Below are 26,441 nucleotides of genomic sequence, written 5' to 3'. Positions count from 1 at the left end.
TCCTGCCTGTTCTTTTCATTAAGCTTATTTATCTTTATCGGTCCCGTCTTCCTTTGAACCTTCTTCTTCATATGTGTAATCATAATCAGCAGGGTCAATCGGTTTAAAGCCATTTGGAGTATAGAAACGGAGTAAGTCACCGTTCACTACTTGGTCGGATAAATTGAGCATCGTTTCAACTCTCGTCTTGTAATTGAGGATGTCATCATTTTCCTCGACCATTTCCCCTGTATCCGTATCGTAGTATTTCCCTTTAATGGAAGTGACATCCGGTGTTACAAAATCACCATTCCTGAAAGGTACCACTTCATTATGATCTTTTGATAATAAATCCGAACCGAATTGTACATAATCTTTAGATTCAATTCCTAACAGATGCAATAAAGTCGGGAGAAGGTCAATTTGTCCTCCGTATTGGTGCATTTCCCCGCCTTCGACACCTGGAACATGAATCAATAATGGTACACGTTGCAATTGGGCATTCTCAAATGCGTCAACATCCTTGCCAAGCACTTTTGACATGGCTTCTTTATGGTTTTCGGAAATACCATAGTGATCACCATACATAACGATTACCGAGTTATCATAAAGACCGGATTCCTTCAGATAATCGAAAAACTCTTTAAGCGCCTCATCGGCATAGCGTGCAGTTTGGAAGTAACTATCAACGGAAGCATCGCCTGTCGTATGCTTACCGATTGTTGCTTTTTCCTGGTCCATGGCATATGGGAAATGATGAGATACCGTTATGAATTTTGTATAGAAAGGCTGTTTAAGCGTTTCTAACATAGGAATCGATTCTTTAAAGAAAGGCTTATCCATTAATCCATAACTTAGAACTTCCTCTTTATTTTCCATATTATAATGGTTTGCATCGAAGAACTGATTAAAACCAAGAGACTTATACATATTATCCCGGTTCCAGAAAGATTTGTAGTTACCATGGAACACAGCAGATGTGTATCCTTGTTGTCCTAAAATCGCTGGTGCTGCTTGATACGTATTTTGGGATCGGTTTGTGAATGCTGCACCCTGTGGTAAACCGAACAGGGAATTTTCGAGCATGAATTCAGCATCCGCCGTTTTACCTTGGCCTACTTGATGGAAGAAATTATCAAAGTGCATGAAATCTGACTTGTCTGCTGCAAGTGAGTTTAAAAATGGAGTAACTTCTTCTCCATTCAACTCATAATCGATCAGGAAATTCTGCATGGATTCCAAATGCAAGTATATGACATTCTTACCTTTAGCTGCCCCAAAATACTTAGGGTTCGGTTCAGCGCTTGTTGCCTTCGTATAGTTGACCACTTCTGCGATATCCGTGCTATTTGCAGTCGCACGCTGAGCGTATGTTTTAGTATTCTGAACGGCATCATATACCGTATAGTTGAACATGCCCAAATATTTGACGATATAGTTCCGGTCAAATGTTCTTGATAATAATTGCGGGCGATCCTTTTCAGCAAGTCCTAAATTGATAGCGAAAATTGCAAGACCCGCTAGGTAAACCATTCCAACTGTACGGCGTTTGACTTTGAAGTCTTCCACTTTAAAGTCTTTGAATCTGTACAATACGATCAAAAGAACCGTATCAAGGAAATAAAATACATCATGGGTTTTAAATAATTCTAAAATACTCGGTCCTAAATCCCCGGCATTTTGCACTTGCGTCAAGGTTGGTAATGTAATGAAATCAGTAAATGAACGGTAGTATACAATATTGAAGAATAACCATAAGGACATCAATAGGTTCAACCTGATGATCCATTTGAACGATTTTTTGCCTCTAGCCAATAGTGCAAGGCCAAAGAATAAAATGGCTGAACTAATCGGGTTTATGAACAGTAAGAACTGTTGCAGGCCATTTTCAATACCTAAGTTAAATTCAACTCGATATCCAATATAAGTTTTAATCTGAAACATAACTACTGCAATAAAGAAAAAGCCTAGTATGTTATTTGCAAATAAATGCCGGCTTTTTTTGAGAAAATTATTCATGCTTTCACCTCTATTAATCTAGTGGTTTATTTATATAAATTCTTACAAACTTACAAAAGACGGAAAAACGGAAACCTTATAATAGCATTCTTTCACTCAGATAGTCAAGATTGTGAAAACCACCTTTTGTCACATCCATAATCCTTATATCCAGAACACTTCCTTAGCTTATGAACAAGCCTTTTAAAAAATTACAGAGTTTTGCCCTTCTCGAATGTTCAGTACACCTATAACAAATATATAGGAACTCCGTGTCTTAATCCAATAAATATCACCGTAACTTTTTGGGGTGACTGCGGATGACAGTCACTATATAAATTTCACGTCCTTCAGGCTTTTACCATTATAAACGACTCTTAATAAAAACACCAGCACATTACAAAATATGTAAAGATATAAATCTTCAAACATTGAAAGCTATTGATATTTCCAGGATATCTTTCCCGATAATTCGACAGTTGAAAATTGATTGACGATTACATTGATGCATGGCTCCACCGCACTTTTCGTATCCCTTTCAGAACCAAAGCCAGCATAAGTTTCACCGGTCTATCTCCTGCGTCATACCATTCCGAAATTCCATAAAATAACAAATGATTTTGAAGACTGTTTAATAAACGCATTTCGCGTAAATCGACATCATTCCCTTCTTGACTTCGTTTGATCAACTTTTATTAAATTATTTTTCCTGATAGTAAATGACGCCAAAATCCCTGAAGTATTGTATGATGAATTCGATCATTTCCAGGTTTAAATGAATGTTAATTATTAGATTGTTTTTCCAACCCATGAAAGGTCCAATTTACCAAATTTCACTTAAATTACAATTTAAAAACCACACCGGAACCTGAAAGTGCATCAAGTATCCAGACAAATGACATTATAATAGGAAGAAACTGAATTTTCTTGTTGTTATTTGATTGACTGAAAAGTTATTTTCTTTCTATAACTGCCCATATAAATCCCCCTGACACTGGAACTGGCGTGTAAGGGCCCTTGTCCTATTTATTCACCTTATTTGGTTGTGAGGACCTTATAAGCAGTTGTTACGAGATTTTCCGTTTCCCCCCTTGTTAGTATATATTTTTCAGTCATCTTTATTATTAGAAAATAAAAAATTCCTGCCCCCAATCGAGGGCAGGATTTCCTTTATATTACTTAAGGCCATTAGAAACTTCTTTAACCATTGCATCAACAGATTCTAAACCGCCGCCTGATAAGTACCAGTAGTTAGGGTCAAGATAAATGATGTTGCCTTCTTTAAAAGCCTTTGTATTTTTCACAATGTCATTTTCAACAGTTTCTTTTGCTCTAGCTCCATCACCGGCAACCGCATCTCTGTCTACAACGAATAGGTAGTCAGGATTCTTTTCAGCAATGTATTCGAAAGAAATACTTTGACCATGTGTCGATACTTCCAATTTATCATCTACAGCAGGTACTCCGAATACATCATGGATAATTCCAAATCTTGAATCCGGTCCGTAAGCACTTACTTTTCCACCGCTAGCAAGAACGATTAAACCAGTTTTATCCGTTGGAGCTTTTTCTTTCAAAGCATTGATGTTTTCTTCAACACTTGCCAATTCCTTAGCAGCTTCGTCTTTTTTATCGAAGATTTTACCCAAAAGTGTTACGTTTTCTTTAAATGATTCCATATACTTTGCAGTATCTACACCTACAAAGACAGTAGGGGCAATTTTGCTTAATTCTTTATATGCTTCAGATTGACGGCCAGAAATAAGGATCAAGTCAGGAGCCATCTCATTGATTTTTTCGAAGTCAGGTTCTTTTAATCCGCCAGCATTTTCAGTTGTACCTTCATATTTAGAAAGGTATTTTGGAAGGCCATCATGAGGAACAGCTGCTACTTCCACAACTAATTTATCAAGAGTATCAAGAGCACCCATATCGAATACAACGACTTTTTCAGGGTTTGTTTTTACTTTCGTTTCGCCTAGCTGGTGCTTAACCGTAAATTCTTCGCTTTTTGCACTTTCTTTTTTCGCACTGGATTCTTCTTTTTCCTTATCTGCTCCACAAGCTGCAGCCACTACAGCCAGCATTGCTACTAATAGCAGTAAAGATAATTTCTTTATCATTATGGTCACCTCGAAAAGTATTTTTTTATTTAAAATTACATATTGAATCCTCACCTGCACAGAATTCACCTCATCACTTTTCCCTGCCATATAAACAGGAGGCGGCTAAAGTATTGGGCGCCCGCCAACTTTTAACAGCCTAATGAGCGTACGAAGTGATTCTGGATCAGCTACGAATACTGAAGTAATTTAAAACCAAAGCGCATTGTCTTAAGTGAAGTACACACAGATCTTATTGTCATTGATATTTTGGATTTCAATATCCATATCATAGATTTCCTTTAATACATTGGAATTGATGACTTGTTCGGTAGGTCCATTATGAACGACCTTGCCATCCTTCAATGCGACAATATAGTCGGAATAACAGGAAGCAAAATTAATGTCATGAATGACGATGATGACCGTTTTACCTAATTCATCGGCCAATCTCCTCAATACCTTCATGATTTGGACGGAATGCTTCATATCAAGATTGTTCAGGGGCTCATCAAGAAGTACATACTCCGTGTTCTGAGCAATAACCATGGCAATGAATGCCCGCTGTTGTTGCCCGCCGCTAAGCTGGTCAAGAAATTTATCCTGCATTTCGCCAAGTTCCATATATTCAATCGCTTCATCGACATATTGCCAATCCTCTTTAGTCAGTTTACCTTGTGAATAAGGAAAACGGCCAAAGGCAACGAGTTCACGAATCGTTAAACGGATATTGATGTGGTTGGCCTGCTTTAAGATGGCAATCTTTTTCGCTAGTTCATTGCTATTGAATTTCCCCATATCCTTACCCTCGATCAGGACTTCTCCCGAATCCCGGGTAATAAGCCGGCTGATCATCGAAAGGACTGTACTTTTCCCCGCACCATTAGGACCGATGAAGGATGTGATTTTCCCTTTCGTTATTTCAATGGAAACATCCTCGACAACCGTTTTGCTATTATATTTTTTGAATAAATTTTTCACTTCTACCATGATTTATTCTCCTTTAATAGAAGATAGATGAAATAGACCCCGCCAACAAAGTTGATAATGACACTCAAAGTGGTTGAGAACGTAAAGATCCTCTCTACAATGAATTGGCCGCCGACCAAGGCAATCACACTGATCAGCATTGCACCAGGGATGATATGTTTATGCTGATAGGACTTAATGAATTGATAAGCCACATTTGCAACAAGTAATCCAAGGAACGTGATTGGACCAATCAGGGCAGTTGAAATGGAGATTAAAATCGTGACGACGATTAAAACCCGTTTTGTGACAAAATCATAATCCACACCCAAGTTAATGGCTTGGTCCCTCCCTAGGGACATGACATCCAAATACTTCAAAAATCTCATGAAATATATCATTGCCGCTATCATGAGGATAATCGCTAACGTTAACAGGTCCGTGTTGACATTATTGAAGCTGGCAAACATTTTATTTTGAATGATTTGAAATTCATTCGGGTCAATCAATACCTGCATGAATGAAGACATGCTGCCGAATAAGGTCCCGAAGATGATCCCAATCAGCAATAGGAAGTAAATATTTCGGTTTTTCTTGAACATGAACTTGAACAGCAGGCTGGAAAAAATAAGCATGGCCGTAAGGGTAACCAGGAAATTGAGATTTTTATTCATAATCATGATATGCGTTGAACCGAAGAGGAAAATAACTCCCGTTTGAATCAGCATATACATGGAGTCCAACCCCAAAATGCTTGGTGTCAGGATTTTATTATTCGTAACCGTCTGGAAAATCACTGTTGAAAAGGCTATCGCACAACCCACCACGATGATGGCGATGATTTTTATAACCCTTCTCGGCAGTGCATAATCCCAATTCGGGCCAAGGTCCCAAAATATGTAACCTGCCGTTAAAGCTGCTGCTAGAACAGCTAATATTATGATCCTACTTTTATTATTCATATGCCTTTCTCCTCATAATCAGATAGATGAATACGGCGCTTCCTATCACACCAACCACGAGTCCGATCGGGATTTCAAATGGATATATGATGATCCTGCCCAGAATATCGCAGATCAATAGGAATACTGCCCCTAGCAATGCTGTATGAGAAAGACTCTTTTTCAAATTATCACCAAGGTAAAGGGATACAATATTTGGTACGATCAATCCTATGAAAGGAATCGTTCCCACCGTTAACAGGACGACAGTGGAGGATAATGCCACGATGATCAACCCAAAATTGACTATAAGTTTATAATTGAGTCCTAGATTGATAGCAAACTCCTCACCCATCCCTGCCACAGTGAATTTATTGGCAAAGAAGTATGCGAGAATGACTAGAGGGATACTTACATATATAAGTTCGTACCTTCCCGACATGATCATCGAGAAATCTCCATTCATCCATGTGTTAAGGCTTTGAATTAAATCATATTTATAAGCAAAGAAAGTTGAGATGGATCCGACGATATTACCAAACATCAAACCGACCAGCGGAATGAATATCGTATCCTTATATTTCACTTGATCAAGAATTTTCATGAACAAGAACGTACCTGCCAAAGCGAATATGAAAGCGAATGCCATTTTCTCTATAAGTGCTGCCGAAGGAAAAATGATGATGGCAAGAAGAAGTCCAAGCCTTGCAGAATCCATGGTACCGGCAGTCGTCGGGGATACAAATTTGTTTCGGCTCAATTGCTGCATGATCAGACCGCTTATACTCATCACAACACCGGCAATGACTATGGCCATCATTCTGGGGAAACGGCTTTGCAGCATGATTTGCACTTTATCATCACTTAAATCCAATAAATCCAGGGGGGTAATATCTTTTACACCAATGAATAATGACGTAAATGATAATACAATTAACGCCATGACTAAATATCTTATCTTCATCTACATTTCCTACTCTTCCTATCTCATTAAATACAGCGATAATATTTTTAATTAAAAATATATGAATAAAGACTATTGTATATCTCCTATTGAAATGGGATTCATGGAGATACAATAGTTACAAGCTTCTTCCATTCGTGATAATGAGATTCATTATCATTATCAGTCTTTCTTATTCTACCATTTCTTTGACATGTGTCAATATATACAAGGGAATTACTTAAATAAACTCCGGATAGTCATATTGTAATGAATTTGGATGAACCAATCATGCATTTCGCTCCAGGAAATGATAAAATCAAAATAACAAATATTTACTCTTCTAATGAAAGTAGCGATATGATGAAAAACTTGCTATCCAAAGTGTTCTCAAAAAAAGCGAAAATCCAGATTGAATTTTGCCAAAATAATCTTGACCGCTTCCTTAATGAACAAACAGTTGCTGATTATGGTAAGTTCTTAGCGAATCCAAGGGTTCAATATAAGGAATATGAATGTTTAAGTGAATGTAAACTTTGTCAGAAAACCCCCTATGCGAAAGTGAACGGCCAGATCATGAGTGGCAAGGATTCACAGGAACTTTTAAATCAGTTGAATGATGAATTGAAATGATACGGGCCAGGCAAATTTGTTTGATCCGTATCATTTCACCTCTCCACCTGTAATTATACAGAATACAGGTGATGAACATCTATTAAAAGGAATCACAAACTTCATCCTTCCCTTTAATAAATAAGCCTGGATAAAGTTTCTTGAAATTGGATACATAAGCGTTCTACTATATATCCCCGCTCTTTTTTGCAGAGAGGGGTTTTTTTAGCGATTTCAACACTATAATCATGTTAATTCTGAGTGTGAATTACTGGGCAGAAGCCATGTGATTTTTTCAATAATCTAGTAGATACTTCCTGTTTTTCACTATTTCCTACCATTATACTGTAAAAATAGGTTAATATATGATAATTTATGGAAAAAGATAGATAGGAGGACGTCCGTGAAAAAAATCATTCCTGCCATCGTATCAGTCGTCACACTAGGTCTTGTCACTGGATTCCCTGGCCAGAGCCACATCGCCGAGGCAGAAGAATTCACCCCTTATTATGGAAATGGTCCAAGCTATATTCAACCTGATAACCTCTCCCACCTTTTCCCTGAACCTAATGTTTCTTTCAACACACCAGCCTTTAAAAATGACAAGATCGCCTTTACGAGCCAAGAAGAAATGATTGGTTATATCAAGTCCCTCTCCCATAGAAACAAGAACATCCAAGTCAAGACGATAGGTAAGTCCACAGAAGGACGCGACATCCCGATGCTTCTTTTCAGCAAGGATTCAAAAAAACCAAATAAGGATTCCCATAAACCATTGATTTGGATTCAAGGTCAGATCCATGGCAATGAACCCGCTTCAGGTGAATCAGCATTAGTCCTTGCACAATGGCTGGCCGAGGGCAAGCTTGGTGATGTCCTCGATAAAGTGAATGTTGCCATCGTTCCACGCGTGAATCCTGATGGTTCTTATTATTTCAAACGATATACCTCCAATGACATGGATGCGAATAGGGACTATTTAAAAGTGGAGTATCCTGAAGTCCAGACGATTCATCAGACGATCGATGAGTATGAACCTGAGGTCATTCTTGATGTACATGAATATACAGTGAATCCCGCCCCCCTTAAAAAGGTGGGAACTAATGGATCGATCGCTTCCTATGATTTACTCATCTCCTCGGCCAAGAATTTAAATATTCCCGAACAGCTTCGAAAAGCTTCCGATGAACTGCTTTTACCTAACGTTTTTAAAACATTGGAAAAAGAAAAGCTTTCCTATCACGATTACTATACACTGGCTACATCTGATGATGGAGTCCTTACCGCCACAGAAGGAAGCACAGAAGCCCGGATTGGCAGAAACGCCCTCGGTTTAAAAAATACAATGACCTATTTAATTGAAACAAGGGGAATCAATATCGGCCGTACGGATTTTAAACGACGTGTTTTTGCACAAGCTACAGCACAGGCAGCATTCATTAAAACGGCAGCCGAACAGGCCAGTAAAGTTAAAAAGGCCGTTAAGCAGGCAGAAATTGAAGTCGTGCAAAAAGGGCGAAAAGTAAATGATAAAGACAAAATTGTCATCACCAGCGAAAATAAATTGGTTAAGAATCAAAATTTGACAGTAGTCGATTTAGCGAAAGCTAAAATGGTCGATGCCTCCATCGATTGGCTGGATTCTACTGACGCCTACCCTACCCTGGTTAGAGATCGTCCGACAGCTTACATCCTTCCACCAGAATATAAAGATATCGCCAAGAAACTTCAGGTATTGGGAGTAGAAGTGAAAAAATTAAAAAAACCTATGAAAGTAGCTGTCGAAAGCTATCGGGTCAAGGATTTAAAAGTTTCAGATGAACTGGAAAGCGGACATTCCACAAGGGAAGTCACGACAACTGTAACTAGCAAAAAACAGGATTTCCCAAAAGGAAGCTATGTATTCGACATGGCCCAGCCAGATGCCAACTTCATCTCCCTTGCCCTCGAACCTGAAGGCATGGACAGCTATGTGACATTCAATTTCATTCCTGCCGACAAAGGGAAAGAACTCCCGATTTACCGTTATATGCAACCAACACGCTTACCCATTAAATAATGCATCTTATCTAAATGACGCTTTGGCAGCTTTCATCGCCAAAGCGTTTTTAGTTTCCATCCTCCTTTATTCATGCTGGGACGATCACCTGACATGATTTCTTGAATGCAACCACAAGTTTTGAATATACATATAAACGGAAAATGTGTTTTTAGAGGAGGAACGTCATTGAACCAACATGTACAATTGGAAATCAATCGCCTTGTTCATCGCTTGAAACAAGACCAATCCGCTGATGGTTCGTGGAATTATCCCTTTGACACTGGGATAACGGCAGATGCCTATATGATTATATTATTGAAAATTTTAGATATGGAAGATGCTCCTCTTATAGAGGCTTTAGTAAATAGAATCGAAAGCAAGCAAACGGAAAACGGGTCATGGAAACTTTTCCATGACGAGAAGGACGGCAATGTTACGGTTACGATCGAGGCTTACTATGGTCTTCTTTTTAGCGGACTCCGAAATAAGCGCGATCCCCATATGAGGAAAGCCAAACAATTCATTCTTTCCAAGGGTGGAATCAAACAGGCCAAAATGTTAACGAAAATGATGCTTACAGTCACAGGACAATATCAATGGCCACGCCTATTCCCCATTCCTCTCGAAGTCGTCTTACTGCCTCCGACCTTTTTCGTCAGCATATATGATCTTTCGGTATATGGGCGGGTCAACATGATTCCATTGCTTTTACTTGGCCATAAAAGATTTCAGATCAAGACCCCGGACACTCCCAGTCTAAAAGATTTATATCACACAAGGGAGGACCGTTCCGAAGAACATGTGTGGGAGGAGTATCGTACCGAAGAATATCGTTCCTTCTTCTCCAAACTTCAAACAGGTGTCAAAACGTTAATTGGGTATCCGGATTATTTGCATTCCTTAGCCTTGGATTCAACGAAAAGGTTTATGCTAGACAGGCTGGAGCCGGACGGGACACTGTACAATTATTTCGGTTCTACCTTTTTTATGATCTTTGCGCTCCTTTCAATTGGTTATTCGAAAAAGGATCCGGTGATTCAAAAGGCCGTTGCCGGTCTGAAGGGGATGGCTTGCTCCGTTGAAGGCCACACACATATCCAGTTCACAACGCCCCATGTTTGGAATACCTCCTTAATAAGTTACGCCCTTCAAGAAGCGGGCATATCTTCCAAAGACCTAACTGTCAAGGCAGCTAATCAGTACTTACTGTCCCGCCAGCATTATATGTATGGAGATTGGCTGATCCATAATCCTAACGCGATTCCAGGCGGCTGGGGGTTCTCGGATTTGAATACCATGAATCCTGATGTGGATGATACGACTGCCTCACTGCGGGCGCTGGCTAAGCAACTTCAAGCAAAACCCGATAATCGGGACAGCTGGCAGCGCGGTGTCTCCTTCACGATATCCATGCAAAATGATGATGGTGGATTTCCTGCCTTCGAACGGAATAACGACCATAAATGGCTGCACCTTCTTCCTATAGAGGGTTCCAAATATCTCCTGACCGACCCTTCTACCGCGGATTTAACAGGGAGAACGCTGGAATTCCTAGGGAACTATACAAATATGAAGAAGCAGGAAGAAGTCAGTAAAAGAGCGGTGGATTGGCTATTGGAGGACCAGAAACGTGATGGATCCTGGTATGGGCGCTGGGGCATCTGCTATCTATATGGCACATGGTCTGCACTGACTGGCATGAAGGCCGCAGGACAATCCACTGAACATCCACCCATCAAGAAAGCCCTAACCTGGTTGAAGAAAATTCAAAATAAAGATGGTGGCTGGGGTGAATCTTGTTACAGTGATATCAAGCAGCAATATATCCCCCTTGGTGCAAGTACCTTGACACATACAGCTTGGGCTGTGGATGCGTTGATATCGGCAACCGAAAAGCCGACAGCCGAAATTGAAAAGGGCATTGCCTTCCTCATCCGCGCAGGTCAACAAGAAAGCTGGACAAATGATTATCCTGCCGGCCAGGGAATGGCAGATTTTTTGTATATCCATTATCATAGCTATCGCTATATTTATCCCCTTTTGGCCTTAAGTCATTACAATAAAAAATTCCTGAATGCTTAATCGCCATTTTAATGTTTTTTTATCATATAAAGGTGAATATGTGGATTACCTGTGGAAAAGAGGTGAATAACAACGAAAAGTTATCCACAATTCAAGGTTATCCACATTCATTTATCCGATAAAATGACTAAAAGCGAGTCATCGATAAAAATTGTCCTTATTTTTATCGAATTTTGTTGATTAATTCATTTCGGATATGTAAAAATGACTTTTTTATGCACCCTTTGTGGATAGTTTGGGGATGAATGATCACTATTACGTAAATACTGTATCCAGTTTATCACTATAGAATTCTATGGCTTTCGCATAAGATTGTATTTCTCGATCGTTGGAGGTTTCCGCAATTATTTTCAATAAGGACTCCATTGCCTGATCATGTTGGCCCAAATTATAAAATGCCATGGCCCTGAATACCAGTAAAGCCTTATCCTCCGGAAACTTAGCCAGTCCGGATTCAAATGTCCGTCTTGATTTTTCATATTCCCCAATGGTGCGGTAAGTGCTTCCCAGCCCCAGGTAGGCCCCTTTTGCGTCCTCCTCCGGCAAACCTAATTTGAGGGCAGCTTCATAATGGGATACCGCCTTTACCTCTAGTCCAAGAATATCCAAACTCCAGGCACACTGATACTGTATAACTGCATCCCCGGGATTTTGCCTTGCCAGATCCATCAATAATTGATTGGATTTTTCAAATTCTTTCTTGCTTCTTAATGACAGTGCCATTTCTAAACTATCCATTGCCATTCCTCCATTGAAAAAGATTCCTAATTGCCCCTATTCGTGAACGTCCATCTAATTCCTTCTTAAATCCGCTTTAGAATGATAATTATTGAATTTAATATGTAAAGAAAGCAGCCCACCTGCATCGGCAAGCTGGAAGAATCAAAAAGACATAATGAGTTAGCGGCTGAATACTTGCCTGATCACCCTTCCATCCTCTATAACCGCAGGTACTTTCAGAGTATCGAAAAAATGGAAGAACAATCCTCGCCTCCTACTTAAAGGGCGGGGTTCGATTCATTCACAAATAACATGTGACGGTGAGCTTCATCCCATCCATATACAGCATCAACAAATGTCATTAATAATGGCAAGTTAGATTGTTAATAAAAAAAGGATCTGCCACTTGGCAAATCCTTTCATACCTTTCAGGTCAAGATATTGATTAATCATCCAACTGGTTTTTCAATACTTTTCCCGTGGTGGCATCTACCACTACATCATATTCCTTTTGTCCTTGGCTTATCTCCAACTCGTACACCAGGATGCCATTCTCCGAATCCAGCTCTGCATCAGTCACTTGACCATCCACCTCTTTCAAGGCAATCTTTTCAGCTTGATCCATGCTGATTTTTGCAGTTTCCACCGCTTGTTGTGTGCTCATATCCTCATCGTCATCGTTTTCCATCTCCTGAGAAAGAATCTCTCCTTTTTCAGCATCAATGTCTACGTCTTGATAACCTTCTTTCGTTTTAACGGTCATCTCATAGGTCATCGGCTGGTCCCAATCCTTTTCAAATTGAGTAACTTCCCCGCCTAGTTTTTCTGAAATCATTTTTACAGCCTCGTCCTCGGATAGTGCACCCTTATTGACCGCATATACCGCCGTTCCAGCAGCACCGCCAAAAAGCAATACTGAGGCTACGGAAACCGTCATGATTACCTTTTTCCTTTGAATGATACCTTCTTTTATCGTACTCCACTGCTTTTTCATGAATGAATTCCTCCTTTAATTTGTTACCTTAAGAATAACCATCCTTCATGAAAGGAACATGAACGCTAGATTAGAATTTGATGAGAAAGAGTGATAGTAACCAAAGTCCCCTCTCCCACTTCGCTTTGGATTTCCAATTTACCGTCTAATGACTCAACAAGTGTCCGGGCGATGGAAAGCCCGAGTCCATTGCCTCCCGTTTTCCGTGCCCTCGATGAATCCACGCGATAAAAACGTTCAAATACATGCGGGATATGTTCTGGTGATATCCCTGCGCCTTGATCTTTCACACCAATGAAAATTTCATTAGCCTCCCGTGTTATGATGATCTGTATTCCCGATTCACTGTATTTCATGGCATTGTCCAATAGGATGACAAGCACCTGTTCAAGCTTGCTGGAAATGGTTGTTGCATATATTTCCTTAAACTCGGATTGTATCTTTATTTCTCGATTACCTGTCCTTCTAAATGTTTGGGCAATCTGTTCACAAAACGAAATAAGTTCGATTTTTCCTTCCATATCCACTGAAGGTTCCGTTTGGGAAGCCGACTGGAGCAGATGTTCCGTCAGCTGTTTCATCCGGATGGCTTCATGATGGATTGCCTCCACCGCCTCTTCCTGAATCGCCTCGTCCTTCATTCCCCAGCGTTTCAATAGAGAGGAGTAGCTTTCAATGACCGTAATCGGTGTTTTCAATTCATGTGAAGCATCTGAAAGGAATTGCTGCTGTTGGTTATAATTCCGCTCCAGCCTATCTATCATCCTGTTGAATGACACCCCCATCACCTGAAGCTCGTCCTTTGATTGGTCTGATAGCGGTATCCGTTTGAATTCTCCACTTGTCTCAATATCCTTCATTGTTCCGCTCATGATCGATATGGGTTTGAGTATTAGATTGGCCAGCCACTTACCGGCAAGAATGGATAAAAGAATGACAAAAAGGGACGCCCCGCCTAAAACGAGGGCAAGAGTCGATAAATTATCAAGGAGGGTATCCTGCGGCTGTGTGACCTCGATCATCCCTAGCTTCTTCCCTTCTTCAGGATAAGGGTAACGGTAGGTCAATACATAATCCCCGTCAGCTTTGGTGAAATCGAATCCTTTCTCGGTAATGGCTTTAACCGCCAGCCCCTGAAGGTCCTCTTCATCAGTAAACGATTTTACCAATCTCCCATCAGTGCCAAATATCCGTACCATTCCATCGTCTGGGGTATACGGCTCCATTAAATCGGAATCACCTGAAATCAAATCTTTCGACAGGATATTTTCTGCAATTAATGAAGCTTGATCTTCAAGCAGGTCCCGTTCCCTTTCAACCGATATCCAAAGAAAGGCGAGTAAAACGATGATACTCAACAATATAAGCATGACGCTTAAAAAAAGGCTGGAATACGATTGGATTTTCGTCCGAATCTTCATACAGGCTCCTTCAAGCTGTAACCTACCCCGCGGTAAGTATGTATGAGCTGCAAATCAAAGGGGTAATCTATTTTTTTACGTAAATAACGGATATACACATCAACCACATTCGTATCCCCTGCAAAGTCATATCCCCAAACATGTGTCAGGATTTGATCCCTTGAAAGCACTTGATTCTTATTTTGCAAAAGATAAACCAGCAAATCGAACTCGCGGGAAGTCAGCTCAATCATTTTGCCTTGCCTGTGAATGTCCCTTGTACCAAGGTTCAATTGAAGATCATGGACCTTAAGTTCATCCGATTCCCCTTCTGATTGGCTCACCCGTACATTGGTACGAAAACAAGCACGGATCCGTGCCAGCAGCTCTTCGATTTCAAACGGTTTCGTTACATAATCATTCGCACCATGGTCCAGCCCATTCACCTTGTCTGGCACAGCATCCCTTGCAGTTAGAAGGATGACTGGGGTTGAACCATTCTTTTTCCGGTAACGCCTAAGTACTTCTATGCCATTCAACTCGGGCAGCATCACATCCAATAAGATTAAATCCCACTCTTCGGCTTCTGCCCTTTCCAGACCTGTCTTTCCGGTAAAAGCCGATTCGGTTAGATAACCCTCATGATTAAGTTCCAGCTGGAGGACCCTCGCGATTTTTTCTTCATCTTCTATTATTAAAATCCTTTTATTCATGTTTACCACCACCTACCCCTTAGTGTACTGAAGAAAAATGAAAATATCATGAGAAATTGAGCCGTCCACAAAAAAATCCCATGAAAAAACGACTTTATTTAAAATATCCGGACTAAGGGAATCAAGGCCTATAAAAGACCAAAAAGAAGCGGATGTGAAAAGAAAATTCCGATAGATTCCTCACAATCGTAAGAGTTTCCCTATACTTAAATAATAAAAGCCTATATATCAATGGTTAACCAAAATAAAAAGACTATGGAATCTTTCCATAGTCAATGTTTTGCTTTATATGGGATGAACCTCTCACTAGTTTGAAGAAATTTGCGACACTCCTGCTGAATAACTGGCTAGCCTAGACCCCACAGACGCTTGCTTTGATGTGGCTTGGCAGAAAATCGGCGGAAAGGGAGCGGATTTCTGAAAACAACTGGATCGTTTAATAATGATTATTCAGCAATCCAATGTTGATCAATGAATTCATCACGTCCTGATTTCGCACGGTCCGCTTTATAATCTTCTTTGTTTTTTTTATGGTAGCCTTGATGGTATTCTTCGGCAGGATAAAAAGTTTGGGCCGGAAGGATTTCCGTTACGATGGGTTTCTGGAACTTCCCGCTGGCTGCTACCTTTTCTTTCGCCTCAAGAGCCAGTTTCTCTTGAGCTTCATCATGATAGAAGATGGCTGTTCGATACTGGCTTCCCCTGTCATGGAATTGACCACCATCGTCGGTTGGATCGATTTGCTGCCAATATAGTTCCAGCAGTCTTTCATAAGGAAATAACAGAGGGTTGAAAGTGATTTCAACGACTTCATAATGTCCCGTAGTTCCCGTCTTCACTTCCTCGTAAGTCGGGTTTTCGACCTGTCCTCCTGTATAACCGGATACGATTCCCCCAATCCCTGGTTGTTCTTCAAATGGTGTCACCATGCACCAAAAACAGCCTCCAGCAAATGTAGCTTTTTGCATAATGGTCATCTCCTTCCTATATATAATAAAAATTAATATACCATATCCTGATCCCAACACTGTGTTTTTTTGATTTGCGAAGTCCATACGCCATTCGCGCCAAACGGGATTACCCTTGGATCAATCTTTCGACCAGCCCTTTTCCTTGAATCTTACAATAGCTTCAACGCGATTGCTTACCTCCAATTTATCAAGAATGACCGAAATATAATTACGAACCGTTCCATTGGTCAGATAAAGCTGGCTGGCGATTTCTTTTGTTGTCTTGCCATCTGCAATCAATTCAAGCACTTGGCTCTCTCGTTCAGTCAAAGGGTTTTCTTCTTCAAAAGCCATATCCACCAGCTCAGGAGCATAAATTCGCCGACCATCCATGATGACACGGATCGAGTTTGCGAGTTCCTCACTTGGACTATCCTTCAGCAGATATCCACCTACCTCGGCCTTTCTGGCTCTTTCAAAATACCCAGGGCGTGCAAAAGTGGTTAAAATGATGACTTTGCATTGGTGGCCCTGATCCTTGATCTCTTCCGCTACATCGAGCCCGGTTTTGACTGGCATTTCAATATCCGTAATGCAGATATCCGGCTTTAAACGATTGACAAGATTCATTGCTTCTTCCCCATTGCTCGCTTTTCCGACAACTTCCATATCCTCTTCCAAATCAAGGATGGAACCTAGCGCACCAAGCAGCATCCGCTGATCTTCAGCAATTACGATTCGAATCAATGTTAATCCCACCTATCCATTATTTTTTATAGCATTCGGAACCCTTATATAAAGTGTAGTTCCCTCAGTTGATTGAATATCCAGGCTGCCATTAACGAATTCAAGCCTTTCTTTCATACCTTGAAGTCCATTGCCTTTATAAAACTCTGATTTATGTGAAAGCCCCACTCCATTATCCTGGACTTTGATCGTCACTCCAGTCTGTAATTCCTCGATGACGATATTACAGGAGTCGGCCCGGCTATGTTTGACGATATTGGTCACAGCTTCTTTCAAGCACATGCTTAAAACCGTTTCAACAAGCAATGGGGTATCTTGCAATTCCGCAGTGCCTTCCAAATTGAAATCTATCTCGGCCGCTTTCAATATTTGCTTGACCCGGATGATTTCATCACTTAATTTGGCCCCACGCATTTCCGACACCATTTCCCGTACTTCCTTGAGTGCCGTCCTCGCCGTTTGACGGATATCCTTGATCTCCTTCTTAGCCGAATCCGGATTTAAATCAATCAATTTCCCTGCAAGGTCACTTTTCAAGCCAATCAAAGAAAGTTTTTGTCCAAGTGTATCATGTAAGTCACGGGCAATCCGTTGACGTTCTTCCATTTTGCCAAGCTCGGATATTCTTTTATTAGCATCTTCCAATTGTTCTTCAAGCCTATCCCGTTTATTCCGATTATATGTGTTGAATGGGAGAAGGATCACGCCCACTACACAAATGAGCATAAAGGGAAATTGCGAAAAGAAGGTAGGGTCCTTCATGATGAATCCAATATTGACAGACACGATGGTAGCTAATAGCTGAATCGAATACAATACGAAAAATCCGACCTTATTTTGAACATTCCCAATAAAGAATGCTAAGAAAAGAGAAAAGTAAATGTAGCTGAAAAATATGGTCATGGATATGGATATGACTATTTGTATCGCCGTCCATACATATACGGGCCATCCCTTCGAAACGAATGAGAGACCATATGATATGAAAAACAAAATGATCATGACGATTCCAAAGACAATCTCCAACATCGAAGAAGATTTGAAAATGAAATAAAAAGGTAGGATACAAAAAATGATCCAGACATAAGGGCTCAGCCCTGTGTTCTTGGGAAAGATATGATACCAACTTTGCATGGCGCCGCCTCTATTTCTTTTTACCCTAGTATATACTAAGGAGTTTCATCAAAAAACCACCCAATGGAAATTGAATGGTTTTTTGATGAACTATTTATTTTTCTTGAAGACTTGGACGTTTATTATTGATTTCCACCTTTGATTTTGTTTCATTTAGACGTTCCTTAATCTCTTTAAAACTTACAAACGTCTTGTTTTCTCCATCATAAAGGCGGAAGCGAAGCGATTTTAAACTTGAACTAAGGGTGATTGTCGTTGCCTGCTGCAAAGGCAGGGTGGAATCATGGACTTTTTCCAGATTATAGTTCGGCACCCTTGGACTAAGATGATGCACGTGGTGGAAACCGATATTACCGGTTACCCATTGCAAAACCTTTGGAAGCTTATAATAAGAACTTCCATCAATGGCAGCCTTCACGTAATCCCATTCCGATTCCTCTTCGAAATAAGAATCTTCGAACTGATGCTGTACATAAAACAGCCAGATGCCCAGTGATCCCGTTACAAAAAGCATCGGTACCTGGATCATCAGGAATGCCTGCCATCCGATAGCCAAGCATAAAAGACCATAAATTGCCACGATTGCGGCATTTGTCAAATACGTATTCATCCGTTCCTTCTTTTTAGCGCCTTTTTTATTCAGACGATTCGATACAAGAAATAGATAAAATGGACCTAATCCAAACATGACGATCGGATTTCTATATAATCGGTAAGCCAGACGCCCCCAGAATGAAGCGGCTATATATTCATCAACGGTCATGATCCAAATATCTCCTGTACCGCGTTTGTTTAAATTACTGCTTGTGGCATGATGTATGGAATGGCTATGCTTCCATTGCTCATACGGAAATAATGTAACGATTCCACTGATTGTACCCAGGATGCTATTCGCTTTCCTGCTTTTGAAAAACGATTGATGACAGCAATCATGGAAAATGATGAAAATCCTGACTACGAATCCTGAAGCCAGGACGGCCAATGCAAGGGTCAGCCAGTATGAAATGGTTAAGCTTTGATAAGCTAAAAACCATAACAGGAAAAATGGCGGAAATGTATTTATAAGCTGTTTCACACTTGATTTAGTATTGGATTTTTCAAAAGGGGCAATATCTTTTCTCAATTGTTTATGATTACTCATGATTTCCTCCTCATATATTTTATATAGAACTTGGAGTGTTTTAATAGCTTGCATATTTCGCAAACCTTAGTTATGCCTTGGCAGCATTTGTTCCTTAAGTATAGGATTAATAACCGATCTTCTATAGTCATAAACGTCAATTTACTGGCATGACAAATGTCATATACTTGTCTACTTCATGACTTTTCACACGTATTTTTTCCTTTTCCATCATTTTTACCCCTCAAAAAACAAAATCCCTTCAACCAAACCACATTTATTCAAATTCCAATATCCGAATGCCGATTCAAATACAGCCAAATATTTATTCGATTAAACACAAAAAAAAGATCCGCCACCTGGCGAACCCATTCAAAACTTGATGGCGTAAACCCGTTCTGGCCGGCCTACCGTGCCATAGGTTAAATCGGCATCAATTTTTTCCTCGGATATCAAGTGTTCAAGATAACGTCTTGCCGTTGTCCTGCTCACTCCGATTTCCTTTGCCACTATCTCGGCAGTTAACCCAGGGGAGGCTTTCCCCAACACAACCATCACCTTCTCCAAGGTCATCCGATCGATCCCTTTTGGCAGTGAAGTCATTTCCCTTTCCTTTTCATTCATTTCCTTCCGTAAAAGCTTATCAACCTGTTGCTGCGTTACGGGGAAATTGCCCTTTTCCATTTCAGACAATTTTATATAATACTCTTGATATCGGCACAAGGACTGCTTGAAACGCTCAAATGCGACAGGCTTGATAATATAATCAAATATGCCGATTTTGATGGCTTCCTGGACTTTTTCGATTTCTTTAGCTGCCGTTATCATAATGACATCCATTTGTTTGCTTTGCTGCTTGATTTCTTTCAAGATATCGAGCCCATTCATATCCGGAAAGTACATATCGAGCAGTAATAGATCCGGCTGCATGATTTCAATGAAGCTTTTAGCCTCGACATAACTTGACGCGATCCCGACCGTTTGAAACCCCTCGATTTTTTCGATGAATAGCTTTTGTATCTCGGCAATCCGTAAGTCATCTTCTACGATCAAAACTTCTATATCGCGATTGGCCTTCATTTAATCACCCCTCTGTTTTTTGGTATGGCTACGGTAAAGATCGTATATTCCCCTTCTTTCGTCGAAAAAGTGATAGATCCTCCTAATCCATCAATCGCTTCCTGAACTAGGCTCAACCCTATACCTGAATTTGTTTGATGATTTTTCGTCGTAAAACCGTTCTGGAAAATCCGTTCGGTAACATCCGAATTCATTCCTCTTCCATTATCTTCAACTTCGATGATCAGCTCTTTACCCAAGTCCGTGACGAATAACGAAACCCTTTTTTCCTCCCTTTCGTTTTCCCGTACAGCTTCGAAGGCATTATTGATAAGGTTGCCGATGATCGTAACTAATAAATCCCGATCTATTTCGGACGGAATATCCTTAAAACTGCTCTCTCTATCAATTGTAAAATCAATTTTCAGCTCGCTGGCTAAACTTACCTTCCCTAGGATGAACCCAGCAATAATCGGATCAGGAACTTCCTTCATGAGAAAGTGAATGAAGCCTTGGGTAACATCGACTTCCTTCGATATGAACTCCATCGCTTCTTTATGGGATCCCAGTTGAATCAAACCTAGTAAAGTATAAAGCCGATTGGAATATTCATGTGTCTGGGCCCTCAGCCCTTCTGCATAAGCCTTAACATGTGATAGTTCTTGAAGGAGATTGGATAGTTCAGATTTATTCCTCAAACTTGCAACCGCACCGATGACTTCACCCTGTCCATTCAAAATGGGAATCCGGCTAGCCAAAAAAATTTCACCGTCAATCATGAATTCCTGATCATACTCGGCCTGTGCCGTGCTGACTACATCAAGCAAATGTGTATGCGTTATGACTTCTTCAATTTTTTGCCCGCGAAGCATGATGTCTTTAGGGATATGTAGGATTTTATGCGCCGTTTCATTGACGACGGTGATTCTCCCATGAACATCAATGGCAATGATACCTTCATGAATCGATTCCAAAATGGCATGCTTCTCTTGGAACATCCAGGCAATCTCTTTTGGCTCCAGTCCCAATATCGCCTTTTTTATATTGAATGAAATGAAAAAGGCTATCAAAAGACCACCGATTAAGATAAAAGAGATGGTCCATACTATCTTTCTTTGTATTCTGGACACTTCTTTTTCAATATCATCCTGAAGGTAGCCAACAGAGACTACACCAATGACTTTTCCATTTGCCATTATCGGGGATTTCCCCCTTATGGAAGGACCCAATGTCCCAGTTGACTCCGTGATGATGGATTTCCCATTCCAAACCTCGCCATTATCTCCCCCTACCATTTTCTTCCCGATCAAGTTAGGATCTGGATGGGACAGCCGTTTTTCATTCTCATCTCCTATTACTATAAATTCCGCATCGATCTGCCTGCGAATCTTTTCCGCAATGGGCTGAATGATTACAGAAGGATTATCATTTCGAAAAGCTTGTTTAATTTCAGGCAGCAAAGAAATGGTCTGGGCAACCGACAATGCTTTTTCCCCTGTTTCCTGTTTCAGGTTATTTTCTAAGATATTTATAAAAATAACTTCAAAGATTCCACCCATTAAGATGATTAACGTACAGATGCCCAGCATCAACTTGGTGTGTAAACGCATTCAATCACCTCTTCTACATCATATAAAAAAAAACCCCTTTAAAAAAGGGGTTTTTTCATAACATTCAGAAAATATGCATTAACCTTCAATATTGATGACAACATCCTTCCCTCTCTTCTTAAGTAAAACCGGAATGAGCAGCCATAATGCCGTTACAATCAGGAAGGTCAGGGAAAGCGGCCGAGTGAAAAACAAACTGTAATCCCCATCGGATATCGTCAATGCCCTGCGCATATTATTTTCTATCATCGGTCCTAAAACCAGCCCTAATACCAATGGGGCGATTGGATAATCATTTTTACTTAAGAAATATCCCAAGACCCCGCATCCTAATAATAGCAATAAATCATAAGTCGATACTTGTACCGCATAAACGCCAAAAATGGAAATCGCGATAATGATCGGAATCAAATATTTCTTTGGCGTTTCAATGATTTTCGCAAAAACCTTAACGAGCGGGAGATTAAGGATGAGGAGCATCAAATTCCCAATGAACATACTGGCGATGAGACCCCAGGCCACCTGAGGATGATCCTCGAATAATAATGGACCAGGCTGAACATTGTACATCATGAGCGCCCCCATTAAAATGGCCGTTGTACCGGAACCTGGAATTCCCAGCGTCAATAATGGAATCATCGCCCCCCCGGATGCCGCGTTATTGGCCGTTTCAGGTCCAGCCACTCCAGCAATCGTCCCCGTACCAAATTTCCCAGGTTTTTTTGAAATCCGTTTTTCCATAAGGTATGAGAAGAAAGAAGCAAGAGTGGCCCCTGCACCAGGCAGGATTCCTACAAAGAAACCCAAGAGCGATCCCCGGGCAATGGGACCCGCAGACTCCTTGAATTCTTCTTTGGAAGGAATCAAATTATTGATTTTCGCGATTTCCCCATCTTCCTCTTCTTTTTCCAAGATTGTCTTGAATACTTCTCCAAGGGCGAATAGTCCCACTGCAATCGTCAGGAATTCGACCCCTTGATATAGCCATGGTATATCGAATGTAAAACGGGCGATGCCTGATACATTATCAATGCCTATCGTCGCGATCAACAAACCGCAAACCGTCATGATCAGTGCCTTGGTTACGGATTTTCCGGCGAGACCACTGACAGCCGCCAGCCCTAGAAGCATGAGCGAAAAATACTCAGCCGGACCGAATTTGATGGCAATCGTCGATAATGGCTGAGCTAAGGCAATCATGGCGATAAGGGTGACGATCCCTCCAACGAAAGAACCGATGGCCGATATGGATAAAGCACTCCCCGCTCTGCCCTTCTTCGCCATTTGGTAGCCATCCAATGTGGTGACGACAGAAGAAGATTCGCCCGGTGTATTCAATAAGATGGAAGTTGTCGACCCTCCATACATCGCTCCATAATAAACACCAGCAAGTAAAATGATGGCGCTTGTCGCTGCTTGCTCTGGTGGAAGTCCGCCTGTAATGGAAGCAGTTACCGGAATTAAAAGAGCCACACCGCTCATCGGCCCGATTCCCGGCAAAACGCCAACTGCCGTTCCAATCAATACTCCGACAAATGCAAAAAGTATGTTATACCATGTAAGTGCCGTTTCAAATCCTTGAATTAAATAATCAAAAGTGCCCACTTGCCATCCCCCTTCCTTTTATGAAAACCAGATTGGCCAACCCGGCAGTGTTCCCTTTAAAACATTCACGAATAAAAAATAGATGATTCCGGAAAACCCTGCGGATATGATGAGCGATGTCACCCACTTATTCCGTTCCATCGTTTGAAAGCAAACAAACAAAAAGAGGAAGGTCGTAATGACATATCCTATCGTTTCCAATGTCAAAATATAAATCAATGTGGAGAGTACAATGATGATAAAGGGCTTATATTCAAACTTTTCCTTACTCGATTCCTGCCTCTTGCCCCGATATGACTCATAGAACAAGCGAATGCTTAAAGCAGCAAGGACGAGCCCCAGTACAAAAGGGAAAATGTCCGGTCCTACCGAACTTCCATAAGAAGAACTGGCCAGTTTCCTGCTTCCAATCATAAACAGCACTCCGACAGCCAGAAAGGCTACAGATGCAAAGCGATCAAATTTCACGTCCATCCTTATCCCTCCATTTCAGAAAATAAGAAGAAGGTGAAAGCACCTCCTTCTTCTCCATTATTTTTCCATGCCTAAAGCTTCCAATAATTGCTGTACCTGTTTCTCCTGTTCTTCTAAAAACTTGCTGAATTCTTCACTATTTTTATATTCTTGTTCCCATCCTTGAACTTCCACTTCCTTTTTCCATTCAGAAGTTTCCACTAACTTTGCAATGGATCCGTCCCAAAAGGTTTTCGCTTCCTCAGACATATTCTGAGGTCCAAAAACGCCTCTCCAAATCGTGAATTCCGCATCAACACCCTGTTCCTTTGCAGTCGGTATGTCTTTTAGATCTCCACCCAAACGTTCAGTCGAGGTTACGGCCAACACTCTAATCTTTCCTGCCTTTAAAAATTCCCTGACACTGGATGCATCCGTTCCGATTACATCCGCATTTCCACCAAGCAATGCCGTAATCGCTTCCCCGCCACCGTCGTACGAGACGTACTTAAGTTCTGTTGGATTCAAACCATATTCATAGGCTGGAAGAATGGAAATCAAATGATCCATGGATCCCGGAGCCGATCCTCCTGCAAAAGTTAACTTACGCGGATCTTTCTTCACCACTTCCAGCACTGATTTCAAATCCTTGAATTCAGAATCCGCCTTTACCACTATCGCTCCATAATCCTTTGTCAGCTGCGCCAAAGGAGTCGTATTTTTATATCCATAAGGACTGTTGCCCTCTTTTTTAAGGTTATTGATGATGACAGGCGGTGAATTCACGAACAGCATGTCATTATTATCCGCTTGCTGTGTTGCATAATCCGCCATGAAGACAGCACCCCCGCCACCGGGTTTGTTTTCGACGGTTAATGGCTGGTCCACCAGTTTTGTCTCAGCCAAGACCTTAGTAAATGAACGGGCGGTTAAATCCCATCCCCCACCTGCACCCGACGGAGCAACGATCGTTATGGCCTTTTTCGGATAACCTGTACTTTCTTTCTTTTCTCCCGATGTATCCGAACTGCTGCATGCACCTAAACTTAAAGCTAACGAACCTGCCAATATGACTGCAGAAATCTTTTTACGAGAAAACATATGAATCCCCCTTTTGAAAGCGTTTTCTTAATTCTACAGAAATATCTTCCACATCTTTAATTATCCACCTAAAATACATAAATTCCATAATCTCTATATTGTTCATAAAGTTTTATGGGGAGACATTGGGAAAAGACTGCCCATGAGAGCAGCCCTGCTAAAATAGTATTTTTGATAGATATACGACCATCGTTACCGTTATACTGCTGAATAAAGTCGACATCAAGACCGCCTGTGCCGCATATTCCGGATGGTTATCATATTCCAAAGCGAATAATGCGCTGTTTCTTGATGTTGGAAATGAGCTTGCGATGAATAATCCCTGAGCGACAGTCCCTTCCAATCCCAGCATGAGAATGATAAGGAATGCGATGGATGGTGAGAGTATTAAGCGTCCAATCAAGCTAAGGATAAGCGGAAGCGGGAAATGCGTAATTTTCAAGTAGGCACTCTGAGCACCCAATGTAATCAGGGCAATCGCTATGAAAGCACTCGCGATATTATCGATCGGGGTCCATAAGAACAGAGGAATATCGAAAGAAGCAGCCTGTAAAAGAAAACCGAGTAATAGAGCATAAATGACTGGATTCTTCAAAAACTCACGAATGGCACCCTTTGCACTTTTTGTATGGACGGAAACGGAATTCATCAATCCATAGGTATAGGTCAACAGGTTTTGAAAAATGATCACGATGACTTGGATCGACAGGCCAAGAGGATTGCCATGAAAAACCATCTGGCTGACGGGTAACCCGAAATTGGCTGAGTTATTCAGGACCACACTATTTTTAAACGTGGCAGAAAGACTTTGATCAAATCGGGCAAGTTTAGCAATCACTGTACTCACGATGATGAGGCTTAATGCTTGAAGAGCAAGGAAGCTGAATATCTGGACAATCATCCCCCCGCCCATGTTGCTTTGATAGATATTGACAAAGCTAATGGCCGGCATGAGCAGGAAGTGATTCAATTTAGACAGCGTATTCATATCCAGTTTGAATTTACGATGAAGGATGGCCCCCGCCCCTATAAGGAAAAAGACCGGCACAATGACATTCAATACGATTAGAAATAGGACACTCATTTGACTTCCTCTCCATTCCATAGGCAAGGTCCTGATGATTTATATCTCCCATCTATCATAATGCCGGGAAAACCATAATTAAAA

General features: G+C 40.9%; 22 protein-coding genes. 3 read left to right on the top strand and 19 right to left on the bottom strand.

Translation table 11 applies throughout. The features are described 5' to 3' along the window. Positions 1-24 precede the first annotated feature (24 nt). From ltaS to QUF94_RS02460, 5 genes are all read right to left on the bottom strand, one after another. The gene (gene ltaS / locus QUF94_RS02480) at positions 25-1,998 is read right to left on the bottom strand and encodes a lipoteichoic acid synthase (protein WP_289314463.1); all 1,974 of its coding nucleotides are present in this window, start codon (positions 1,996-1,998) and stop codon (positions 25-27) included. Positions 1,999-3,152: 1,154 nt separating this feature from the next. Next, positions 3,153-4,097 (bottom strand): siderophore ABC transporter substrate-binding protein, encoded by a 945-nt coding sequence (locus QUF94_RS02475; RefSeq protein ID WP_289318271.1) that lies wholly within the window; start codon positions 4,095-4,097, stop codon positions 3,153-3,155. Between the two features lie 213 nt (positions 4,098-4,310). Beyond that, on the bottom strand, positions 4,311-5,069 hold the full coding sequence (locus QUF94_RS02470) for an iron ABC transporter ATP-binding protein (protein WP_289314462.1): 759 nt from the start codon (positions 5,067-5,069) through the stop codon (positions 4,311-4,313). Then, positions 5,063-6,010 carry an iron chelate uptake ABC transporter family permease subunit gene (locus tag QUF94_RS02465; RefSeq protein ID WP_289314461.1) on the bottom strand — a complete coding sequence of 316 codons (948 nt, stop codon included), beginning with the start codon at positions 6,008-6,010 and terminating at the stop codon, positions 5,063-5,065. Before QUF94_RS02465 ends, QUF94_RS02470 begins: the two co-directional genes overlap by 7 nt. After that, positions 6,003-6,953 carry an ABC transporter permease gene (locus QUF94_RS02460; protein WP_289314460.1) on the bottom strand — a complete coding sequence of 317 codons (951 nt, stop codon included), beginning with the start codon at positions 6,951-6,953 and terminating at the stop codon, positions 6,003-6,005. The genes QUF94_RS02465 and QUF94_RS02460 overlap by 8 nt, the downstream gene beginning before the upstream one ends. A 249-nt stretch (positions 6,954-7,202) precedes the next feature. On the opposite strand from QUF94_RS02460, the gene QUF94_RS02455 reads away from it, so the two are divergent. The 3 genes from QUF94_RS02455 to shc all read left to right on the top strand — a co-directional run bounded on the left by QUF94_RS02455 (position 7,203) and on the right by shc (position 11,667). Next, positions 7,203-7,565, top strand: coding sequence for a DUF1450 domain-containing protein (locus QUF94_RS02455; RefSeq protein WP_289314459.1), 363 nt, complete (start codon positions 7,203-7,205; stop codon positions 7,563-7,565). Positions 7,566-7,947: 382 nt separating this feature from the next. Further along, on the top strand, positions 7,948-9,603 hold the full coding sequence (locus QUF94_RS02450) for a M14 family metallopeptidase (protein WP_289314458.1): 1,656 nt from the start codon (positions 7,948-7,950) through the stop codon (positions 9,601-9,603). 168 nt (positions 9,604-9,771) lie between these two features. Next, positions 9,772-11,667, top strand: coding sequence for a squalene--hopene cyclase (gene shc, locus QUF94_RS02445; protein ID WP_289314457.1), 1,896 nt, complete (start codon positions 9,772-9,774; stop codon positions 11,665-11,667). A 255-nt stretch (positions 11,668-11,922) separates the two neighbouring features. Here shc and QUF94_RS02440 read toward each other — a convergent pair whose 3' ends face one another. The 14 genes from QUF94_RS02440 to QUF94_RS02375 all read right to left on the bottom strand — a co-directional run bounded on the left by QUF94_RS02440 (position 11,923) and on the right by QUF94_RS02375 (position 26,357). Continuing rightward, complete coding sequence (locus QUF94_RS02440) at positions 11,923-12,405, bottom strand: tetratricopeptide repeat protein (protein WP_483313628.1); 483 nt, start codon at positions 12,403-12,405, stop codon at positions 11,923-11,925. Positions 12,406-12,832: 427 nt separating this feature from the next. Continuing rightward, entirely contained in the window at positions 12,833-13,381 is a 549-nt protein-coding gene (locus QUF94_RS02435) for a PepSY domain-containing protein (RefSeq protein WP_289314455.1), read from the bottom strand. A gap of 65 nt (positions 13,382-13,446) precedes the next feature. After that, complete coding sequence (locus tag QUF94_RS02430) at positions 13,447-14,802, bottom strand: sensor histidine kinase (protein WP_289314454.1); 1,356 nt, start codon at positions 14,800-14,802, stop codon at positions 13,447-13,449. Beyond that, positions 14,799-15,494 carry a response regulator transcription factor gene (locus tag QUF94_RS02425; RefSeq protein ID WP_289314453.1) on the bottom strand — a complete coding sequence of 232 codons (696 nt, stop codon included), beginning with the start codon at positions 15,492-15,494 and terminating at the stop codon, positions 14,799-14,801. The genes QUF94_RS02430 and QUF94_RS02425 overlap by 4 nt, the downstream gene beginning before the upstream one ends. Positions 15,495-15,940: 446 nt before the next feature. Next, the gene (gene msrA / locus QUF94_RS02420) at positions 15,941-16,462 is read right to left on the bottom strand and encodes a peptide-methionine (S)-S-oxide reductase MsrA (RefSeq protein WP_289314452.1); all 522 of its coding nucleotides are present in this window, start codon (positions 16,460-16,462) and stop codon (positions 15,941-15,943) included. A 120-nt stretch (positions 16,463-16,582) separates the two neighbouring features. Then, complete coding sequence (locus QUF94_RS02415; RefSeq protein WP_289314451.1) at positions 16,583-17,191, bottom strand: response regulator transcription factor; 609 nt, start codon at positions 17,189-17,191, stop codon at positions 16,583-16,585. A 12-nt stretch (positions 17,192-17,203) separates the two neighbouring features. After that, positions 17,204-18,325 (bottom strand): sensor histidine kinase, encoded by a 1,122-nt coding sequence (locus tag QUF94_RS02410; protein ID WP_289314450.1) that lies wholly within the window; start codon positions 18,323-18,325, stop codon positions 17,204-17,206. Between the two features lie 94 nt (positions 18,326-18,419). Beyond that, a complete protein-coding gene (gene desA / locus QUF94_RS02405; protein ID WP_289314449.1) occupies positions 18,420-19,466 on the bottom strand; it encodes a Delta(5) desaturase DesA in 1,047 nt (348 codons plus the stop codon). Positions 19,467-19,817: 351 nt separating this feature from the next. Continuing rightward, a complete protein-coding gene (locus QUF94_RS02400; protein WP_289314448.1) occupies positions 19,818-20,525 on the bottom strand; it encodes a response regulator in 708 nt (235 codons plus the stop codon). Then, a complete protein-coding gene (locus QUF94_RS02395; RefSeq protein WP_289314447.1) occupies positions 20,522-22,114 on the bottom strand; it encodes an ATP-binding protein in 1,593 nt (530 codons plus the stop codon). The genes QUF94_RS02400 and QUF94_RS02395 overlap by 4 nt, the downstream gene beginning before the upstream one ends. A 78-nt stretch (positions 22,115-22,192) precedes the next feature. Continuing rightward, positions 22,193-23,719 (bottom strand): tripartite tricarboxylate transporter permease, encoded by a 1,527-nt coding sequence (locus QUF94_RS02390; RefSeq protein WP_289314446.1) that lies wholly within the window; start codon positions 23,717-23,719, stop codon positions 22,193-22,195. 18 nt (positions 23,720-23,737) lie between these two features. Beyond that, entirely contained in the window at positions 23,738-24,193 is a 456-nt protein-coding gene (locus QUF94_RS02385; protein WP_289314445.1) for a tripartite tricarboxylate transporter TctB family protein, read from the bottom strand. 57 nt (positions 24,194-24,250) lie between these two features. Beyond that, on the bottom strand, positions 24,251-25,273 hold the full coding sequence (locus QUF94_RS02380; RefSeq protein ID WP_289314444.1) for a Bug family tripartite tricarboxylate transporter substrate binding protein: 1,023 nt from the start codon (positions 25,271-25,273) through the stop codon (positions 24,251-24,253). A gap of 157 nt (positions 25,274-25,430) precedes the next feature. Beyond that, positions 25,431-26,357 carry an AEC family transporter gene (locus QUF94_RS02375; RefSeq protein ID WP_289314443.1) on the bottom strand — a complete coding sequence of 309 codons (927 nt, stop codon included), beginning with the start codon at positions 26,355-26,357 and terminating at the stop codon, positions 25,431-25,433. Between the last annotated feature and the right edge of the window lie 84 nt (positions 26,358-26,441).

Origin of the sequence: Peribacillus sp. NJ4 (genome assembly GCF_030348345.1) — a bacterium.
Taxonomy (GTDB): domain Bacteria; phylum Bacillota; class Bacilli; order Bacillales; family DSM-1321; genus Peribacillus.
The sequence above is the reverse complement of the archived record's forward strand: the minus strand, read 5'-3'. Positions and strand labels throughout refer to the sequence as shown.

Excerpts from the sequence above, each read along its gene's own strand:
- ltaS (WP_289314463.1), bottom strand. The coding sequence starts at position 1,998 with ATGAATAATTTTCTCAAAAAAAGCCGGCATTTATTTGCAAATAACATA.
- QUF94_RS02470 (WP_289314462.1), bottom strand. The coding sequence starts at position 5,069 with ATGGTAGAAGTGAAAAATTTATTCAAAAAATATAATAGCAAAACGGTT.
- QUF94_RS02465 (WP_289314461.1), bottom strand. The coding sequence starts at position 6,010 with ATGAATAATAAAAGTAGGATCATAATATTAGCTGTTCTAGCAGCAGCT.
- QUF94_RS02460 (WP_289314460.1), bottom strand. The coding sequence starts at position 6,953 with ATGAAGATAAGATATTTAGTCATGGCGTTAATTGTATTATCATTTACG.
- QUF94_RS02455 (WP_289314459.1), top strand. The coding sequence starts at position 7,203 with ATGAATTTGGATGAACCAATCATGCATTTCGCTCCAGGAAATGATAAA.
- QUF94_RS02440 (WP_483313628.1), bottom strand. The coding sequence starts at position 12,405 with ATGGATAGTTTAGAAATGGCACTGTCATTAAGAAGCAAGAAAGAATTT.
- QUF94_RS02435 (WP_289314455.1), bottom strand. The coding sequence starts at position 13,381 with ATGAAAAAGCAGTGGAGTACGATAAAAGAAGGTATCATTCAAAGGAAA.
- QUF94_RS02430 (WP_289314454.1), bottom strand. The coding sequence starts at position 14,802 with ATGAAGATTCGGACGAAAATCCAATCGTATTCCAGCCTTTTTTTAAGC.
- QUF94_RS02425 (WP_289314453.1), bottom strand. The coding sequence starts at position 15,494 with ATGAATAAAAGGATTTTAATAATAGAAGATGAAGAAAAAATCGCGAGG.
- msrA (WP_289314452.1), bottom strand. The coding sequence starts at position 16,462 with ATGCAAAAAGCTACATTTGCTGGAGGCTGTTTTTGGTGCATGGTGACA.
- QUF94_RS02410 (WP_289314450.1), bottom strand. The coding sequence starts at position 18,325 with ATGCAAAGTTGGTATCATATCTTTCCCAAGAACACAGGGCTGAGCCCT.
- desA (WP_289314449.1), bottom strand. The coding sequence starts at position 19,466 with ATGAGTAATCATAAACAATTGAGAAAAGATATTGCCCCTTTTGAAAAA.
- QUF94_RS02400 (WP_289314448.1), bottom strand. The coding sequence starts at position 20,525 with ATGAAGGCCAATCGCGATATAGAAGTTTTGATCGTAGAAGATGACTTA.
- QUF94_RS02395 (WP_289314447.1), bottom strand. The coding sequence starts at position 22,114 with ATGCGTTTACACACCAAGTTGATGCTGGGCATCTGTACGTTAATCATC.
- QUF94_RS02385 (WP_289314445.1), bottom strand. The coding sequence starts at position 24,193 with ATGGACGTGAAATTTGATCGCTTTGCATCTGTAGCCTTTCTGGCTGTC.
- QUF94_RS02380 (WP_289314444.1), bottom strand. The coding sequence starts at position 25,273 with ATGTTTTCTCGTAAAAAGATTTCTGCAGTCATATTGGCAGGTTCGTTA.
- QUF94_RS02375 (WP_289314443.1), bottom strand. The coding sequence starts at position 26,357 with ATGAGTGTCCTATTTCTAATCGTATTGAATGTCATTGTGCCGGTCTTT.